15 protein-coding genes are annotated in these 18,834 nt (G+C 43.8%); 5 read left to right on the top strand and 10 right to left on the bottom strand.

The window, feature by feature from the left end; all coding sequences use genetic code 11:
* Nucleotides 1–17: 17 nt before the first annotated feature.
* The 4 genes from QF117_RS08435 to rpsO all read right to left on the bottom strand — a co-directional run bounded on the left by QF117_RS08435 (nucleotide 18) and on the right by rpsO (nucleotide 4,393).
* Nucleotides 18–425: a MarR family transcriptional regulator gene (locus QF117_RS08435; protein WP_282388560.1), complete on the bottom strand. Its 408-nt coding sequence runs from the start codon at nucleotides 423–425 to the stop codon at nucleotides 18–20.
* 177 nt (nucleotides 426–602) lie between these two features.
* Nucleotides 603–1,529, bottom strand: coding sequence for a lipoprotein NlpI (gene nlpI, locus QF117_RS08430; RefSeq protein ID WP_282388559.1), 927 nt, complete (start codon nucleotides 1,527–1,529; stop codon nucleotides 603–605).
* Nucleotides 1,530–1,656: 127 nt separating this feature from the next.
* Nucleotides 1,657–3,780: a polyribonucleotide nucleotidyltransferase gene (gene pnp, locus QF117_RS08425; protein ID WP_282388558.1), complete on the bottom strand. Its 2,124-nt coding sequence runs from the start codon at nucleotides 3,778–3,780 to the stop codon at nucleotides 1,657–1,659.
* A 343-nt stretch (nucleotides 3,781–4,123) separates the two neighbouring features.
* Nucleotides 4,124–4,393, bottom strand: a complete 270-nt coding sequence (rpsO, locus tag QF117_RS08420; RefSeq protein ID WP_017035498.1) for a 30S ribosomal protein S15 — start codon at nucleotides 4,391–4,393, stop codon at nucleotides 4,124–4,126.
* A gap of 221 nt (nucleotides 4,394–4,614) precedes the next feature.
* On the opposite strand from rpsO, the gene mtnN reads away from it, so the two are divergent.
* The 4 genes from mtnN (at nucleotide 4,615) to QF117_RS08400 (ending at nucleotide 7,790) form a co-directional block, all read left to right on the top strand.
* Nucleotides 4,615–5,310 (top strand): 5'-methylthioadenosine/S-adenosylhomocysteine nucleosidase, encoded by a 696-nt coding sequence (gene mtnN / locus QF117_RS08415; protein ID WP_282388557.1) that lies wholly within the window; start codon nucleotides 4,615–4,617, stop codon nucleotides 5,308–5,310.
* Between the two features lie 15 nt (nucleotides 5,311–5,325).
* Nucleotides 5,326–6,279, top strand: a complete 954-nt coding sequence (locus QF117_RS08410) for a cobalamin biosynthesis family protein (protein WP_282388556.1) — start codon at nucleotides 5,326–5,328, stop codon at nucleotides 6,277–6,279.
* A complete protein-coding gene (gene btuF / locus QF117_RS08405) occupies nucleotides 6,280–7,101 on the top strand; it encodes a vitamin B12 ABC transporter substrate-binding protein BtuF (RefSeq protein ID WP_282388555.1) in 822 nt (273 codons plus the stop codon).
* 68 nt (nucleotides 7,102–7,169) lie between these two features.
* On the top strand, nucleotides 7,170–7,790 hold the full coding sequence (locus QF117_RS08400; RefSeq protein WP_282388554.1) for a TRIC cation channel family protein: 621 nt from the start codon (nucleotides 7,170–7,172) through the stop codon (nucleotides 7,788–7,790).
* A gap of 149 nt (nucleotides 7,791–7,939) precedes the next feature.
* On the opposite strand, the gene carB is transcribed toward QF117_RS08400, so the two are convergent.
* From carB to secA, 5 genes are all read right to left on the bottom strand, one after another.
* Entirely contained in the window at nucleotides 7,940–11,170 is a 3,231-nt protein-coding gene (carB, locus tag QF117_RS08395) for a carbamoyl-phosphate synthase large subunit (protein ID WP_282388553.1), read from the bottom strand.
* A gap of 16 nt (nucleotides 11,171–11,186) precedes the next feature.
* Entirely contained in the window at nucleotides 11,187–12,326 is a 1,140-nt protein-coding gene (carA, locus tag QF117_RS08390) for a glutamine-hydrolyzing carbamoyl-phosphate synthase small subunit (protein WP_282388552.1), read from the bottom strand.
* Nucleotides 12,327–12,806: 480 nt separating this feature from the next.
* Entirely contained in the window at nucleotides 12,807–13,616 is an 810-nt protein-coding gene (gene dapB, locus QF117_RS08385; RefSeq protein WP_282388551.1) for a 4-hydroxy-tetrahydrodipicolinate reductase, read from the bottom strand.
* A 100-nt stretch (nucleotides 13,617–13,716) separates the two neighbouring features.
* Entirely contained in the window at nucleotides 13,717–14,115 is a 399-nt protein-coding gene (gene mutT / locus QF117_RS08380) for an 8-oxo-dGTP diphosphatase MutT (RefSeq protein WP_282388549.1), read from the bottom strand.
* A gap of 104 nt (nucleotides 14,116–14,219) precedes the next feature.
* Nucleotides 14,220–16,949 (bottom strand): preprotein translocase subunit SecA, encoded by a 2,730-nt coding sequence (gene secA, locus QF117_RS08375; RefSeq protein ID WP_282388548.1) that lies wholly within the window; start codon nucleotides 16,947–16,949, stop codon nucleotides 14,220–14,222.
* A gap of 316 nt (nucleotides 16,950–17,265) precedes the next feature.
* Here secA and QF117_RS08370 point away from each other — a divergent pair, with 316 nt between their 5' ends.
* Nucleotides 17,266–17,727, top strand: a complete 462-nt coding sequence (locus tag QF117_RS08370; protein ID WP_282388547.1) for a DciA family protein — start codon at nucleotides 17,266–17,268, stop codon at nucleotides 17,725–17,727.
* Nucleotides 17,728–17,888: 161 nt separating this feature from the next.
* Here QF117_RS08370 and lpxC read toward each other — a convergent pair whose 3' ends face one another.
* A complete protein-coding gene (lpxC, locus tag QF117_RS08365) occupies nucleotides 17,889–18,806 on the bottom strand; it encodes a UDP-3-O-acyl-N-acetylglucosamine deacetylase (protein ID WP_282388546.1) in 918 nt (305 codons plus the stop codon).
* Between the last annotated feature and the right edge of the window lie 28 nt (nucleotides 18,807–18,834).

The following is an 18,834-nucleotide window of genomic DNA, read 5'->3' as shown; positions in this document are numbered from 1 at the left end:
ACTAAATGATTAAAACTCTACTTGAGTGCGATTTGTAACAATTGATTTAACTGATCTAATTGATTATCTGTGAGTTTTTTTTCTAACTCTCTCGCCATCACACCATAAACCCGACTTTCCTCTTTTAGAGCAACGGTTGCTTTTTCAGTCAACTCAACTCGCTTAGATCGCGCGTCTTCAGCGCAAGATTTCCTTTCTACGAGTCCTTTTCTTTCCAAACGCTTAACCATATTCGTCGCCGATGGTTTGCTCACTTGCATTTCATTGGCAAGATCCGTTAAACGAATCGCATCCTGCGAGACCTGAATCACTTTGAGGTAATCATATTCATTGAAGCTTAACTGATCTAAAGAGTCATTTTTAGATTGAACGCGCCACACCTTTGATGCAAACCGTTCGATTTTTTCAAGATTATCCCAAAGCATAACAGCACAACTCAATTCAATTTAATTTAATTAGCCAGGCTAACTATTTTAATGCATCTTGGGTGTAAAGCAATAGGTCTCTGGCAATATACATAAGGCAATAAAAAACCGCCTGTTATTGACGACCATTAAAATGATCGTCAATAACAGGCGGTCTTGTCAGTCTCAGAGGTGTCTTTACTGCTCTTGCGGCTCAGTCAATGCTTGTTTCTTTGCTTGAGCAAGTTGATCAGCTTTGACTTGATTGTAAATACGGCTTAACTCTAAAAAGGAATACCGATGCTCCACATACTCAAACACATTGCCTGCTAAAGCCAGTTTGTACAGAGAAATAGCACTGGCAAAATCCCCTTCCTGTTGGTAACGCTTCGCCATGTAGAAGTAAACTTCCGTTAAGCGTTGGGCAAGTAACGTATTATCTCTTGTGCCAACTAAAATGGCTTTAAATGCATTCTCTTCCGAGATGTCATTTAACGTCAGACCGACGAGAACCCAACCCCATTCTTCTGTACGCGCTTCGTACCGAGTCATCAATGCGGATTTTGCGGCTTCAAGATCCATCTCCGATTGAATGATATAGAGCCAAAGCGCCCCAAATGGATCGCTAGGATCACGTTCAAAATGTGTCGACATCTCTTCGTAAGCAAGATCGATGCGTCCACCGTAATAAAGAGCAATCGCACGATTACGTTCTGCGTAAGCGTTATCTGGATCAAGCTCTAACGTTGAGTCAAAAGCTTCATAGGCAGCATCAAACTCACCAACTTGAGTAAAATAGACACCCAACAAATTAAAAATATCAGGTTGAGCTGGGTTTAATGATAGTGATTGATTGAAATCCAATCGGGCTAAATCACGCAGACCAACACTGTCATAGTAATTACCGCGTTCATAATGCATTTTTGCTCTAACTTCATCTTGCAAGTCAGCTCGTTGAAGTAATTGAGTTAAACGAGCAATTTGAACTTCTTGCTGAACACTGGCCTGTAATGGCACGGCCATTGGTGGGTAGACCCACTGATCTTGATCGGGTGTTGATGTGGAAGCACACCCCGCTGTGACCAACAAAAATGCACTTAATGTGGCGCTACGAAACCATTTCACAAATAGATACTCCTGTCGCCCAACATACATTTGCTGGAAAATAAGATGAAAAAAAGGGAGCGATAAGGCTCCCTTTATAACATGCTTTATACTCAATAGGTCAAATTACCTATTTAAGTGTAACGAATTACTCTGCGTCTGCCGCTGGAGCTTCTTCTGCAGGCTTATCTGTCGCTTCTTTCATGCTTAGACGAACACGGCCTTGACGGTCAATTTCAAGAACTTTAACTTTAACTTCTTGACCTTCAGTTAGGTAATCCGACACTTTCTCGATACGCTTATCAGCGATTTGAGAAATGTGTACCAGACCATCTTTACCTGGAAGAATGTTAACGAACGCACCAAAATCTGCAAGACGAGCCACTTTACCCGTGTAGATTGTGCCCACTTCAACTTCAGCAGTTAGTGCTTTAATGCGGTTGATCGCATCTTCAGCTTGCTCACCAGATGTTGCAGCAATCTTAACTGTACCGTCATCTTCGATTTCAATCGTTGTACCCGTCTCTTCACATAGAGAACGAATAACAGCGCCACCTTTACCGATAACATCACGGATCTTATCAGTGTTGATTTTCATTGTGTGGATACGTGGAGCGAACTCAGAAATATCGTCACGAGCACCAGAGATAGCTTCATCCATTACAGAAAGGATGTGCTTACGTGCACCTTGCGCTTGGTTAAGAGCAATTTGCATGATCTCTTTAGTGATACCTTCGATCTTGATGTCCATTTGAAGCGCTGTAATACCTGCGTTAGTACCCGCTACTTTAAAGTCCATGTCACCTAGGTGATCTTCATCGCCAAGGATGTCAGAAAGAACAACGAAATCGTCGCCTTCTTTAACCAGACCCATTGCGATACCCGCAACAGAAGCTTTGATTGGAACACCCGCATCCATAAGTGCTAGAGATGTGCCACATACAGAAGCCATTGAAGAAGAACCGTTCGATTCTGTGATTTCCGATACAACACGCACTGTGTATGGGAATTCTTCAATTGAAGGCATAACCGCTTGGATACCGCGCTTAGCCAGTTTACCGTGGCCGATTTCACGACGCTTTGGAGAACCAACAAAACCCGTTTCACCTACACAGTATGGAGGGAAGTTGTAATGTAGAAGGAAGTGATCTTTCTTCTCGCCCATTAGGCTATCGATGATTTGAGCATCACGTTGTGTACCAAGCGTTGCAGTAACAAGTGCTTGAGTTTCACCACGAGTAAATAGTGAAGAACCGTGTGTACGTGGAAGAACACCAGTACGCACATCTAGTGCACGAACCATGTCTTTTTCACGGCCGTCGATACGTGGGTGACCAGCAATAATGCGGCTACGTACTACGTTTTTCTCTAGAGAACCAAGCATACCGCGGATTTCGCGCTCATCTAGGTTTTCGTCTTGCGCTAGAAGTGCTGCAACTGCTTCATTCTTAATGACGCCGACTTTCTCGTAACGCGCCATTTTTTCAGTAATTTGGTACGCTTCAGATAGACGTGCTTCAGCAAGTTCAGCAACTTGAGCTTTAAGCTCTGCGTTTACTTCTGGAGCAGTCCAATCCCACGCTGGAGTCGCAACTTCAGCAGCAAATTCATTGATCGCTTTAATGACAACTTGTTGTTGGTCGTGACCGTAAACAACAGCAGCAAGCATTTCTTCTTCAGATAGGTTATCGGCTTCAGATTCAACCATAAGTACCGCACCTTCAGTACCAGACACAACGAGGTCTAGTTTAGAACTTTCAAGCTCTGTGTTTGAAGGGTTAAGAACAAGTTGACCGTCAATGTGACCAACACGTGCAGCACCGATAGGACCATTAAATGGTGCACCAGAGATAGCAAGAGCTGCAGACGTTGCGATCATAGTGATCATGTCTGGGTTTACGTCAGGGTTGATAGAAACAACCGTCGCGATAACCTGTACTTCGTTTTTAAACGCACTTGGGAAAAGTGGACGAATCGGACGGTCGATTAGACGAGCCGTTAGTGTTTCAGCTTCTGAAGGACGACCTTCACGCTTGAAGAAACCACCAGGGATTTTACCTGCAGCGTAAGTACGCTCTTGGTAGTTTACTGTTAGTGGAAAGAAATCTTGACCTGCAACCGCTTCTTTTTTAGCAACAACAGAAACGAATACTGACGTATCGTCCATCGTGGCCATTACAGCAGCAGTAGCTTGGCGTGCAATAACGCCAGTTTCTAGAGTAACGGTGTGGTTGCCGTATTGAAACGACTTTACAACTGGTTTTTCAAACATTATATATCCTTGATCTAAAGAGTAACTTTAGAATAAGTAAGTGACCGTTCAAGAGATTACCAATCGCGACTAGTGAAAAGAGACTAAGGATAACCAAACTATTAACCTAATCGCTTTTGAATAGTCGCGACCAATAGGCCGACATCTGTGACTGTAATTCTTGAACAAATTTATGTGCCTAGTGCAAGAGCATGATAGGCGAGGCGTAGTATAAACTATATGAGCGGTGTTTTGCTATGATCGGTTACTTTGTCCTAAAAAAAAGCATGGTTTCACTGAATTTTAGGCAACAAAAAAGGGGCATATAGCCCCTTTCTAAACAAACTTTCTATGCAGCTACTAATTAGCGACGTAGACCTTGACGTTTGATTAGATCTTGGTAACGAGCTAGGTCTTTGCCTTTCAAGTAATCAAGAAGTTTACGACGGCTAGATACCATGCGTAGAAGACCACGACGGCTGTGGTGATCGCCTTTGTGAGCTTTAAAGTGACCTTGAAGGTGGTTGATAGAAGCAGTAAGTAGTGCTACTTGAACTTCTGGTGAACCAGTGTCGCCTTCAGATTGTGCGTATTCTGCAACGATTGCTGCTTTAGTTTCTGCATTCAGAGACATAATGCTCTCCTAATAAGAGTAGGTTTATAGTTGTAGCAGCCAATCTCTGATTCAGCCACTACGCGAAGCGCGGATTATAGGGGAATCTAGATACTATGGCAACTGAATATAACAACGGAATACCTTCCCTTGCCTACTCTAGCGATTAAAGAGTATTTGTGCTCAATTTTTTCATGTTAAACTTAGGCTTAACACCTTTAAATAAATCATTAGGATCACACATGAAAATCGGCATCATTGGCGCTATGGAACAAGAAGTTACCATCCTTAAGCAGGCAATATCTAATTGTAAAGAAGTCAACAAAGCGGGCTGCAACTTCTTCTCAGGTGAACTTAACGGTGTTGATGTCGTGCTCTTACAGTCGGGCATTGGTAAAGTCGCTGCCGCTATTGGTACCACCATTTTACTTGATGAATATCAGCCAGACGTTGTCATCAATACCGGCTCTGCGGGTGGTTTTGACTCTACTCTCAATTTAGGCGATGTCGTCATCTCCACTGAAGTTCGTCATCACGATGCTGATGTGACCGCTTTTGGCTACGAAATTGGCCAAATGGCGGGACAGCCTGCTGCCTTTCTTGCCGACTCAAATCTAATGGACATTGCAGAAAAAGCACTGGCACAAATGGAAGACAAACACGCGGTTCGAGGCCTAATTTGTACCGGTGATGCCTTTGTTTGTAGCGCAGAACGTCAAACGTTTATTCGCACACATTTCCCGACTGTTATTGCGGTCGAAATGGAAGCCTCTGCGATTGCTCAGACTTGTCATCAGTTTAATGTTCCTTTTGTTGTGGTACGTGCTATTTCCGATGTTGCCGATAAAGAGTCTCCAATGAGTTTTGAAGAGTTCCTGCCTCTTGCTGCACAAAGCTCTTCAGAGATGGTGATAAAAATGGTTCAACTGCTTAAATAGTTAACGACGGATATCATGGAAGAGATTTTTAGTCAGTTCTATTCAAATGGAGTGCTCCTCGTCATGTGGGGAGCCTTGTTGTTTCATCTGCTTATCCCAATCCCTCGAAGCGCTCACCCTACGACACTATGGCATAAGTTTGCAGAGCAACTCGCTGAAAAAGTGAACGTCAATAATCACTACTCACAGAGCTTGATTTCCGGCACGCTTGCTTGGTTACTAATGGTCATCCCAACGATTCTCGTGCTATGGGCGCTAAAACCATTAGTGTGGCAACCTCAGTTATTCGAACTGGCTTTACTGCTACTTGCCCTAGATTGGCGCAGCAATGAAGTCCTTGCAAATGGACTGACCAAGGCACTCGCTCATGACGATAAATCGACCGCTAGATCCTTGCTTTCCCCAGTACTCAATCGAGATACAAGCCGCTTGTCAGCTTTAGGGCTTGGCAAAGCTGGCGCTGAAACCATCATCATGGGTTATGGGCGAAATGTGGTGTGTGTGCTTTTTTGGTACGCAATCGGCGGTGGAAGCGGCGCTTTAATCTATCGACTATCAGCGGAACTGGCGAGAGCGTGGTCTCCTTCTCGTTCCCAATTTTCCCCTTTTGGCCTAGCGGTAACCCGAACCGTCGCCCTCTTGGACTTTATCCCTTTACGACTGTTTGCGCTGTTTGTTGTGTGTGGAAATAAAGCCGTTTACACCTTTAAAGCGATGCTGGCTCAAAGCACATCTTGGCCGTTACCAGGTCCGGCTTGGTTGCTTGCTGCCGTCGGTAACAAACTGGAGCTTTCTTTAGGTGGCCCCGCTATTTATGAAAACCGCAAAAGTGTACGAGCCAAAATAGGTGGCCGTATTGCTCCCTCTGCGATTCATTTATCACAAATACAAACGCTCGTTGCGTGGCGTGTTTTCGCATGGACGCTCATTCAAAGCGTGATTCTTTTCCTTTTATATCAAGGCGTTTAAATGTTTCGTTTTATCTCGATACTACCACTGCTTATAACGACTTCTGTTGTCTCCGCTCCCGTAGAAAGAGTCATAGCGCTAGCGCCTCATGCGACAGAAATTGCCTTTGCAGCAGGGCTTGGCGATAAGCTCATTGCGGTGAGTGCCATGAGCGACTACCCAGAAGAAGCCCAATCCCTTGAAAAAGTCGCCAACTATCAAGGCATGAAACTCGAGCGTATTATTGCCCTTCAACCGGATCTCATTATTGCTTGGCCGTCAGGCAACCCCAAGAAAGAACTCGAGATGCTTCGTCAATTTGGTTTCACTATCTATGATTCACACACCAAGACGCTCAGTGACATTGCAGACAATATCGACGATCTCAGTGAGTTTAGCGATAACCCGAAACTGGGTCGAGCCCAAGCGCAAGCATTTAGAGATCAACTTGCAGATCTTTCAAAACGTTACGATGTAGAAGACCCTGTGAGTTATTTTTATCAACTCAATGAAAAGCCAATTATTACCGTCGCTCAAGGGCATTGGCCAAGTGAAGTTTTCTCTTTTTGTGGTGGCGTGAATGTCTTTGAACGCAGTGCCACTCCATACCCACAGGTGGGTATTGAACAAGTCGTGGTTGCACAGCCAGAAGCGCTGTTTTTATCTGAACATGCCCTTAGCGATGGAAGCATGTGGCACCCTTGGAAAAAACAGCTCTCTGCGATAGAAAATAACGCTATGTGGACACTCAACTCAGACTTTATAAATCGACCAACCCCAAGAACCCTCGGCGCAGTAAAGCAAGTGTGTGAACACTTACAATCCATCCGCGAAAAACGCTAACGCTTTAGTAGAGAATTTCGTACAATTTCCGCCTAAATGTTCCTACTAATAAATGAGTAATCTGTCTCATGGATTCCATGCTGCTCTATCTATTTGATCTTTTTGGCACGGCCATTTTTGCTATATCCGGTGTTCTTCTCGCTGGCCGACTAAAAATGGACCCGTTTGGTGTCGTCGTATTGGGAAGTGTCACCGCGATTGGCGGAGGGACAATTCGTGACATGGCGCTCGGTGCCACGCCTGTTTTTTGGATTACTGACACCACTTATCTGTGGGTCATTTTTATTACCTGCCTTATCACTATGCTTATTGTCCGTCGGCCAAAGCGAGTCGCCTGGTGGATACTCCCAGTATGTGATGCGATTGGTCTGGGCGTTTTTGTCGGCATTGGTGTGGAAAAATCGTTGATATATCAAGACTCGGCTATGGTTGCCGTCATAATGGGGGTCATTACCGGCTGTGGCGGAGGCATCATTCGAGATATGCTCGCACGTGAAGTTCCAATGGTCTTGCGTAGCGAAGTCTATGCTACTGCGTGTATTGTGGGTGGGATTTTTCATACCGTTGGGCTGTCTATGGGCTATGACTCTACAACGGCCTTTCTCGCAGGCTTAACCTCTACCCTAGCCATTCGTTTAGGCGCAATTCGTTGGCACTTATCTTTGCCTACTTTCGCATTGGGTAAGTAAAACACATCTAGATAAATATCTTTCACCGTATAAAAAGACGGTATTAATACAAAATGACTGTCGTCTTAATTGAATGCACTAAATAACAAGAGTGCTAATAAAAAAGCCCGCTCAATAGAGCGGGCTTGAATGATATAACCTAAGTGAGATTACGCTTCGTTTGCTTTTACTTGTGCGTGTAGCTCTTGCACTGAAGTAACCGAAGTTTTTGCATCTGCTGTATGAGCCATACAGGTTGCAAATGCCGCATTTAACGTTGTTGTGTAGTTCACTTTCTCAGCCAATGCACCACGACGAAGGACTTTCGAATCTTCAATCGCTTGACGACCAGCTGCTGTGTTCACAATGTAGGTGTATTCATTGTTCTTGATACGGTCAAGAATATGAGGACGACCTTCGTGTACTTTATTCACTAGGCGTGGGTTAATACCCGCTTCACCAAGAATAACCGCCGTACCGTGAGTCGCATCTAACTGGTAACCCAACTTAGTCAGCTTAGACGCCAGGTCGACAACACGCTCTTTATCGCCTTCACGAACAGAAAGAAGTGCACGTCCACCTTCAGGGTAAATGTTGCCACAACCCAATTCAGCTTTAGAGTATGCTTCTGCGAATGTCGCACCCACACCCATAACTTCACCAGTAGAGCGCATTTCTGGACCTAATAGTGGGTCAACGCCAGGGAATTTGTTGAATGGCAATACCACTTCTTTCACTGAGTAGTAAGGTGGGATGATCTCTTTTGTAAAGCCTTGAGACTCTAGAGATTGACCCGCCATAACACGCGCTGCAATCTTAGCAATTGGTGCGCCTGTTGCTTTAGATACGAATGGAACGGTACGTGCTGCACGAGGGTTAACTTCGATTAAGTACACTTCATTGTTCTTCACAGCGAACTGAGTATTCATTAGACCACGAACACCGAGCTCAAATGCCAGCTTTTCAACTTGCTCGCGCATGACGTCTTGGATTTCTTCGCTAAGCGTGTATGCAGGCAGAGAACATGCTGAGTCTCCAGAGTGAACACCCGCTTGTTCGATGTGCTCCATGATACCGCCGATGACAACGCGCTCACCGTCACAAATCGCATCTACGTCCACTTCGACAGCGTCATCTAGGAAGCTATCAAGCAATACTGGAGATTCGTTTGAAACGCTTACTGCTTCGTTAAAGTAACGACGCAGGTCTTGCTCGTCGTATACGATCTCCATCGCACGGCCACCAAGTACATAAGAAGGACGCACAACGAGAGGGAATCCGATTTCGCGAGATTTCTCGACCGCTTGCTCCATTGTCGTTACGGTTGCGTTTTGTGGTTGAAGTAGGCCTAGACGGTCTACCGCAACTTGGAAACGCTCACGATCTTCTGCTCGGTCGATAGCGTCTGGGCTAGTACCGATAATTGGAACGCCTGCTGCTTCAAGTTCACGAGCCAGTTTAAGTGGCGTTTGACCACCATACTGAACAATAACGCCTTTAGGCTTTTCAACACGTACGATGGCAAGTACATCTTCCAGAGTGACGGGTTCAAAGTACAAACGGTCAGAAGTATCGTAGTCCGTAGAAACTGTTTCAGGGTTACAGTTAACCATGATCGTTTCGTAACCATCTTCACGTAGTGCTAAAGAGGCATGTACACAACAGTAATCGAATTCAATACCTTGGCCGATACGGTTTGGACCGCCGCCTAAGATCATGATTTTTTCTTTGTCTGTTGGGTTTGCTTCACATTCTTCATCGTAAGATGAGTACATGTAAGCTGTATCAGAAGAGAACTCAGCCGCACACGTATCTACACGCTTGTACACTGGGTGGATATCATATTGGTCACGCAAACGACGGATTTCGCTTTCCGCTACACCTAGAATCTTAGATAGGCGCGCATCTGCAAAGCCTTTACGCTTTAGCTTGTTCAGTACATCTTTGTTTAAACCAGCAAAACCGTTCGCTTTAACTTGCTGTTCGAGTAGAACAATCTCTTCAATTTGAACCAGGAACCAACGGTCGATTTGCGTTAGGTTAAATACACCATCTACCGACATACCAGCACGGAATGCGTCAGCGATGTACCAAATACGATCTGAACCCGCTTCTTTCAGCTCATGACGAATCGTTGTTAGCGCATCAGGTGCATCTAGGTCAACCATTTCGTCGAAACCTGTCGCACCAACTTCTAGGCCGCGAAGTGCTTTCTGCAGAGATTCTTGTTGGTTACGGCCGATAGCCATCACTTCACCAACCGACTTCATTTGTGTCGTTAGACGGTCGTTAGCACCCGCAAATTTCTCGAAGTTAAAACGAGGAATCTTAGTTACTACGTAGTCGATTGTTGGCTCGAATGATGCTGGCGTTGCGCCGCCAGTGATGTCATTCATTAACTCGTCTAGTGTGAAGCCAACAGCGAGTTTCGCTGCAATCTTAGCAATAGGGAAACCCGTTGCTTTAGACGCGAGTGCTGAAGAGCGAGATACACGTGGGTTCATCTCGATGATAACCATACGGCCATCTTTCGGGTTGATACCAAACTGTACGTTTGAACCACCTGTTTCAACACCAATCTCACGCAGTACCGCTAAAGAAGCGTTACGCATGAGTTGGTATTCTTTGTCTGTCAGCGTTTGAGCTGGAGCCACGGTGATTGAGTCACCCGTGTGAATACCCATTGGGTCGAAGTTTTCAATCGCACATACGATGATACAGTTGTCGTTTTTATCGCGAACCACTTCCATCTCGTACTCTTTCCAACCGATAAGAGACTCATCGATTAGAAGCTCGTTGGTTGGAGATAAGTCCAGACCACGACGACAGATGTCTTCAAATTCTTCTTTGTTGTAAGCGATACCGCCACCAGTACCACCCATGGTAAATGACGGACGAATGATACAAGGGAAGCCAACCATTTCTTGAACTTTGTACGCTTCTTCCATGGTTTTCGCAGTATCGGCCACTGGGCATTCAAGGCCAATGGCTTTCATTGCTTTATCAAAGCGAGAACGGTCTTCTGCTTTGTCGATAGCGTCAGCCGTCGCACCAATCATTTCTACGCCGAATTCTTTAAGAACGCCGTATTTTTCAAGGTCAAGCGCACAGTTCAATGCAGTTTGACCACCCATAGTCGGTAGAACTGCATCAGGCTTTTCTTTTGCGATGATATTACGAACAACTTCCCATTGAATGGGTTCAATGTATGTTGCGTCCGCCATATCTGGGTCAGTCATGATGGTTGCTGGGTTCGAGTTTACAAGGATAACTCGGTAGCCTTCTTCACGAAGTGCTTTACAAGCTTGAGCACCAGAGTAATCAAACTCACAGGCTTGACCGATAACAATCGGACCAGCACCTAGAATTAGAATACTTTTAATGTCAGTACGTTTTGGCATTGTCTACTACTCCGAATTAAGCTTTGTGCTGTTTAATTAGTTCGATAAAGTGGTCGAATAACGGCGCTGCGTCTTCTGGACCTGGGCTTGCTTCAGGGTGACCCTGGAAGCTAAATGCTGGCTTATCTGTACGATGGATACCTTGTAGTGAACCATCAAATAGAGACTTATGTGTTGCACGCAGTGTGCTTGGTAGAGTCTCTTCATCAGCAGCAAAGCCGTGATTTTGTGAAGTAATCATCACAACATCACGATCTAAATCTTTAACTGGGTGGTTCGCACCGTGGTGACCAAACTTCATTTTGACAGTCTGTGCGCCTGACGCTAGTGCAAGGATTTGGTGACCTAAACAGATACCAAAAATTGGCAATTCTTTTTCTAGGAATACTTTTGTCGCTTCAATTGCGTAATCACATGGCGCAGGGTCACCTGGGCCATTTGAGAGGAATACGCCATCAGGGTTCAACGCCAGTACTTCTTCAGCAGAGGTTTGAGCAGGGACAACCGTTAAGCGGCAACCTCGGTCGACAAGCATGCGCAGGATGTTTCGTTTTGCTCCAAAGTCGTAGGCAACAACGTGGTATGGCAACTCGCTGTCGTCTTTCGCTTCAGGAAGACCACCCGTAAGCGTCCACGAACCTTGTTTCCATTGATACGCTTCTTTTGTTGTAACCTCTTTCGCAAGATCCATACCCTTAAGACCAGGAAACTCTTTTGCTTTAGCCAGTGCTAACGCTTCATCAATATTGCTACCAGCAACAATACATCCGTTCTGAGCGCCTTTTTCACGCAAAATACGCGTTAGTTTGCGAGTATCAATCTCAGCAATGCCAACAATATTTTGTGATTTAAGGTAATCAGAGAGAGAACGTTCGTTGCGGAAATTAGAAGCTAAAAGAGGGAGGTCGCGAATGACGAGGCCTTGAGCATGAATCGCTGAGGATTCTTCGTCTTCGGAATTGGTTCCGGTATTACCAATATGAGGATAAGTTAGAGTGACAATTTGTTGAGAATAGGAAGGATCAGTGAGGATTTCTTGGTACCCCGTCATCGAGGTGTTAAAAACGACTTCACCAACAGCGGAACCATCTGCGCCGATTGATTCACCGTGGAATACTGTCCCATCTTCTAGGACTAGCAGTGCTGACTTAATCAAGGCAACCTCCAGAATAAAAATGCATTAAAAACGAATTAATTTGCAATTCTACCTTCCTTTTAGCTGAAAATCAGCGTTTTTATGGAAATTAGACAAATTGGCGGTATTCTAATTATGGTTGTGATACGTGTCAAGTTTTACTATAAACAAATTACTACTTTACAGGGGTAGTACCACTTTTTATGTCAAAGCGGTTAAAAAAACAAGTTTAGAAGCAAGTCACCTCAATAAACCACCCAAAATATAGAAATACTCATCACAAAAGTAGCAGAGCACTCAGGTGGGCGTAGTTTTGAAAAAGCAAACGTTGAACAACAAGAGATAACCTGACTTTTTAGGCCACTCAGAAGAAAAACCAAGCAAAGCACCCAAAATCAATAGGCAAAACAGATAAAATAAGAAGGATTTAAGTGATATGTCGAATGATTTATTGGTTGGACGGGTTATGCGTTGAAACTCTTCAACGCATAACTATTTACTTTACAGTTCGTTTAAACCCAGCACATCCACCATGGTATAAAAACCCGCTGGTTTACTGTTTAACCAAACTGCGGCTTTAATTGCACCATTTGCAAACGTCATGCGATCAGTCGCTTTATGGGTAATCTCTACACGCTCACCGATATCTGCAAACATAGCGGTATGCTCACCAATAATGTCACCCGCTCGAATGGTCGCAAAGCCGATTTCATCTTTCGTTCTCTCGCCCGTAATACCTTCGCGAGCATAAACGGCGACGTCACTGAGTTCATTGCCCATCGCTCCAGCAATGGCTTCACCCATTCCGATAGCAGTACCAGAAGGAGCATCCACCTTATGGCGATGATGCGCTTCAACAATTTCTACATCGCAATAGTCACCCATAACTTTAGCGGCTTTTTCTAACAATTTAAAAACAAGGTTAACCCCAACGCTATAGTTAGGCGCCATGACAATAGCAATCTCTTTTGCTGCCTCATCAATCTGTTTCTTTTCTTCTTCAGAGAAACCCGTCGTGCCGATGATGATTTTTTTACCGTATTTTTTACATAGCTCAATGTTAGCTAGAGTATTTACTGGAGCGGTAAAATCGACAATCACATCATACTCATCAACCGATTTTTCAAGACTGTCTACAATGGAAATATCAAATTTCCCTTTACCGCAGAGTTCACCAATATCGATACCGACAAGCGAAGATTCTGGACGTTCAGATCCAGAGGCAACCTTTGCATCTTGATTATTATACGTTGCTTTGACTAGGTTTCTTCCCATGCGGCCAGCGGCACCGGCGATTGCTACTCTTACCATTAAATATTTCTCCCTCTGTTATCAGGCATCTAACCTATGATCCATTGTATTTGATCGAACTCACACTAAACTATCAACAAACACCAAATTTGACTAGCACTTAGGCAAACTCTTTTATGACCTTTTCTAGTGTGGGTAAGTTTGCTTCTGGAAAGCGATAGGCGTTCAGTTCTGAGATCCCCACCCACTTTCCTAACTGGCCTTCTTTTCCATAAGGCTCACCATTAAAGTCAGTGATCGTAATAAAGTCGAACTTGAGCGATTTTTCAGGGTAATCGTATTCAACATAATGAAACGGTGCCAGCTCAGTTACTGAAATACCTATCTCTTCATGTAACTCTCGTATCATCGCCTGATCGATTGACTCATCTTGTTCAACCTTCCCTCCAGGAAACTCCCAAAACCCGCCTTTATGCAGATGTTCAGGTCGTTGGGTAATGTATATTTTTGACTTATCACTGTTAAAGATGATAGCCGCAACAATATGAATTCTTTTCATTTAAAACTCGTTATGTTCTGCGTATTTCTTGGTATTTAGGTAAAAGCACAGTATTTAGTTAAAAAAAGAGCCGCTAATGCGACTCGATTTAATTAGGTATTGATTTAAGCTATTTTGCCGTGGCACTGCTTATATTTCTTACCGCTACCACACGGGCAAGGTTCGTTACGCCCTACCTTTCTCTCGTCACGAACAACAGGTTGGTGACCTTCTTCGTGTTCTGAGCTTTCATCCGCTAGCTGATTTTCTGCACTGGCGTGTTGAGCTTGGGCTCTGCGTACCGCTTCTTCCGCCTGTGCACGACGTTGAGCTTCCATTCTTTCAACTTCTTCTTGCTGCTGAACTCGAACTTTTGACAAAATAGTAATCACGTCAAATTTTAGTGACTCGAGCATACCTTCAAATAGCTCGAACGATTCGCGCTTATACTCTTGTTTCGGGTTCTTTTGAGCGTAACCGCGAAGGTGAATACCTTGTCTAAGGTGATCCATTGCCGCTAGGTGTTCTTTCCAAAGCGTGTCGAGAGTTTGTAGCATGACTGATTTTTCGAAGTTGCGCAGTACGCTTGCACCGACCACTTCTTCTTTCGACTTGTACACTTCAATAGCGTAAGCCAGCAGTTTGTCACGCAAGGCTTCTTCGTACAGTTTGTCGTCTTCATCAAGCCATGCTTGAATCGAAGCGTCTAGATCAAAATCATTTTTTAAGCGTTCTTCAAGGCCAGATACATCCCACATATCTTCTAAAGACTGAGGTGGGATATACTCATCAATAATAGCGGTTAAGACGTCGTTGCGGTTTTGTTCGAGCATTTCGCTGATATCATCTGCGCTCATTAACTCATCACGAAGTTCGTAAACCACTTTTCGCTGATCATTGGCAACATCATCGTACTCAAGCAATTGTTTACGAATATCAAAGTTGCGACCTTCTACCTTACGCTGTGCTTTTTCTATAGAACGAGAAAGCATGCGACTTTCAATCGCTTCACCTTCGTCCATACCACTTTGAATTAGGCCAGCCATACGATCGGAGGTAAAGATGCGTAGTAACGAATCTTCCATCGATAGATAAAAACGAGATGAACCCGCATCACCTTGACGACCAGAACGTCCACGAAGTTGATTATCGATACGACGAGACTCATGACGTTCAGTACCTATAATATGTAGGCCACCCGAAGCTAGAACTTCATCATGCACCACTTTCCATGCACTCTTGATTTCTTGGATTTGTGCGTCAGTCGGGTTAGACAGTTGCTCAACTTTAGCCTGCCAACTTCCACCAAGCACAATGTCCGTACCACGACCTGCCATGTTGGTTGCAATAGTTACCGCACTTGGCATACCAGCACTTGCGACAATTTCAGCTTCTTTTTCATGAAACTTCGCGTTCAGGACATTATGTTTAATTTTGGCTTTTTTAAGCGCATTAGAAAGTAATTCTGATTTTTCAATCGAGACAGTACCAACCAGTGAAGGCTGGCCGTTAGCCACTCTTTCTTTAATATCTTCAATGATTGCATTGAATTTATCTTCTTCAGTACGGTAAACAACATCAGGCATATCATTACGAATCATTGGTTTATTGGTTGGAACAACCACTGTCTCTAAACCATAGATAGACTGAAATTCAAATGCTTCAGTGTCTGCCGTTCCTGTCATTCCAGACAGCTTTTCATACAAACGGAAAAAATTCTGGAATGTAATTGAGGCTAATGTTTGGTTTTCATTTTGAATTTTCACACCTTCTTTTGCTTCAACAGCTTGGTGTAAACCTTCAGACCAACGACGTCCTGGCATAGTCCGGCCAGTATGCTCATCAACAATAACGACCTCGCCGTCTTCATTCACGATGTAATCGACATTTTTTTCAAACAACACGTGAGCACGAAGTGCGGCATTCACATGATGCAATAAACTGATGTTCGTCGGTGAATAGAGTGTATCCCCTTCTTCCATCAGCCCATTTTTCAGCATTAGCTCCTCAACGAACTCTTGCCCAGTTTCAGTCAGATATACCTGCTTTGACTTTTCATCTAGGGTGTAATGCCCATCACCACGGTACTCTTCCGAATCTTCTTTTTCTTGGCGCTGAAGTTCAGGAATCAAAGTATTAATCTTGGCGTAAAGCTCAGAGCTATCTTCCGCAGGGCCAGAAATGATAAGAGGCGTACGCGCTTCATCAATTAAAATCGAATCAACTTCATCGACAACTGCAAAGAATCTTGCTCGTTGCACTCGGTCTTCATCACGGAAGGCCATATTATCGCGCAAATAGTCAAAGCCGAACTCATTATTGGTTCCGTACAAAATGTCCGCCAAATAAGACTCTTTTTTCTCTTGAGGAGGCATATTCGGAACATTAATACCAACCGTCATGCCTAGGAATTCAAACAGTGGACGGTTCGTTTCTGCATCACGTCGAGCCAGATAATCATTCACTGTTACGACATGAACGCCCTTACCAGGTAAGGCGTTGAGATAAGCAGGTAGAGTCGCGGTGAGTGTTTTACCTTCACCTGTACGCATCTCGGCGATTTTTCCTTCATTTAGGACCATGCCACCAAGAAGCTGTACGTCGAAGTGACGCATGCCATAAACACGCTTCGATGCTTCACGAACCGTTGCAAATGCTTCAGGAAGTAAGTTGTCTAGTGACTCACCTTTTTCTAGGCGTTGACGAAATTCAACCGTCTTTGCTTTCAATTCTTCATCGGTAAGAGCTTCAAAAGTCGGCTCATAATTATTTATTTCTTTTACGATCTTTTTTAGACGACGCAAGGTTCGGTCATTGCGACTGCCAAAAACCTTCGTCATTAGATTAGTTATCATTTGCTATGAATCTCTCTAAATTTAGATCGAATGCGATCTACTCTAAATGCCTTCAGTCTTAACCAGTTTTAAACTAAGAATACTGAGATAAATCATGTATCACTGATATTGTGATGAGGCGTTAACATTTCAAGGCGATAGTTATAATTTGTGCCGATAGTGTAAGGAATTTTATCACTAACAACCAATAGGTGCGTCATTTGTTTGAAGCGCACTTAATTTTTTTTGAAAATTGGTTATCTATTGTGCCCATTTAGCGCTATTACCTAGCTTCTAGATGCACTAAAATGAAATCAATACAACGCTTGGAACTGCTATGAGAGATCACCGCCCAACCTTAACTCAAGAGCTACTGTCTGAATCAAAGCTCAACCAGATCCAGCAACACGCTAAAGAAATTTTGACTATTAATAGCGAACTTCAAAAATTTCTACCTGCCAATGTGGTTAAACATTGCCGTGCAGCTAATGTTCGAGGAAGCCATTTGCTCATTGAAGTCGCAAGCGCTTCGATCAAAATGAAGCTTGATTATGACCGCCTAACCATTTTGAATCACTTACGCGCCGTAGGCTTTGCTCGTTTAATTTCGTTGGAAGTAAAAATCAATCCCAGCCTCTATAGGAAGAGCGATTTGGCTAATGAAAAAGACATCAGTATAAAACGCCCGCCTATTTCCAAAAGTGCAGCACAGGCATTAATGGTCGTTGCTGAAATGGCACCACAGAAAATACGAGATCGTTTGGAGCGTATCGCTCAACTGGCGGATAAAGAGAAGTAGTTAAAAAAACAGAAGAGATATGAATAGAAACTAAGTCTATTCAAGCAGTAGCAATGCCCTGCTCAACGTTTTAATCATCAAATAATGTGTTAAAAACATTGAAAGCTAAAGCATGTTGAAAGTAAAAAAAACCAGACTTACAAGTCTGGTTTTTTTATAATCTAAGCAATAACGAAACTAGGGTCCGCAAAAGCTACTGGAGAGCCAGCCGCTTCTTCAAACGTTGCCCATTCCCAGGCTTCTTGATCAGCAAGAACCGCTCTTAAAAGTTGGTTATTCAAACCATGGCCTGATTTATAAGCTCGGAACTCACCAATAATAGCGTGTCCACACATGTATAAATCACCAATTGCGTCGAGAACTTTATGGGTCACAAACTCGTTAGCAAAACGAAGACCTTCTTCATTAAGAATACGGTATTCATCTAGTACGATAGCGCAATCAAAACTACCACCTAAACACAAATTCTGCGATTGAAGATATTCAATATCTCGCATAAAACCGAATGTACGAGCGCGAGAGATATCTTTGATAAACCCTTGAGAAGAGAAATCAAACTGCAGTCGTTGTTCGTCGATCTCTATTGCAGGGTGATCGAATTCAATCTCGAAATCCATACGGAAGCCGTTAAACGGTACAAACTCGGCCCACTTATCTCCATCTTCAAAACGTACTGGTTTTTTAATACGAATAAAGCGTTTTGGTGAGTTTAGAGTTTCAATACCGGCTTGCTGCAATAAGAATACAAACGGGCTCGCACTGCCATCCATAATCGGAATTTCAGGTGCATCAACTTCAACGATTACGTTATCAATCCCCATACCTGCAAGCGCCGCATTAAGGTGCTCTACCGTCGATATTCTGACACCGTCTTCATTAACTAAAGCAGTACAAAGCATGGTATCTCTTACTGACTCAGGATCAGCAGGAAAATCGACAGGAGGATTGACATCGGTACGACGATAAACAATACCGGTGTTTGCAGCAGCAGGGCGAAGAGTAAGTGTGACTTTACGACCAGAGTGGAGTCCCACACCAGTTGTTTTCACTATCTCTTTCAATGTACGTTGTCTAATCATCTACTACCCTTTAATAAACTTGCTACAT

Origin of the sequence: Vibrio sp. YMD68 (genome assembly GCF_029958905.1) — a bacterium.
Lineage (GTDB): Bacteria > Pseudomonadota > Gammaproteobacteria > Enterobacterales > Vibrionaceae > Vibrio.
The sequence above is the reverse complement of the archived record's forward strand: the minus strand, read 5'-3'. Positions and strand labels throughout refer to the sequence as shown.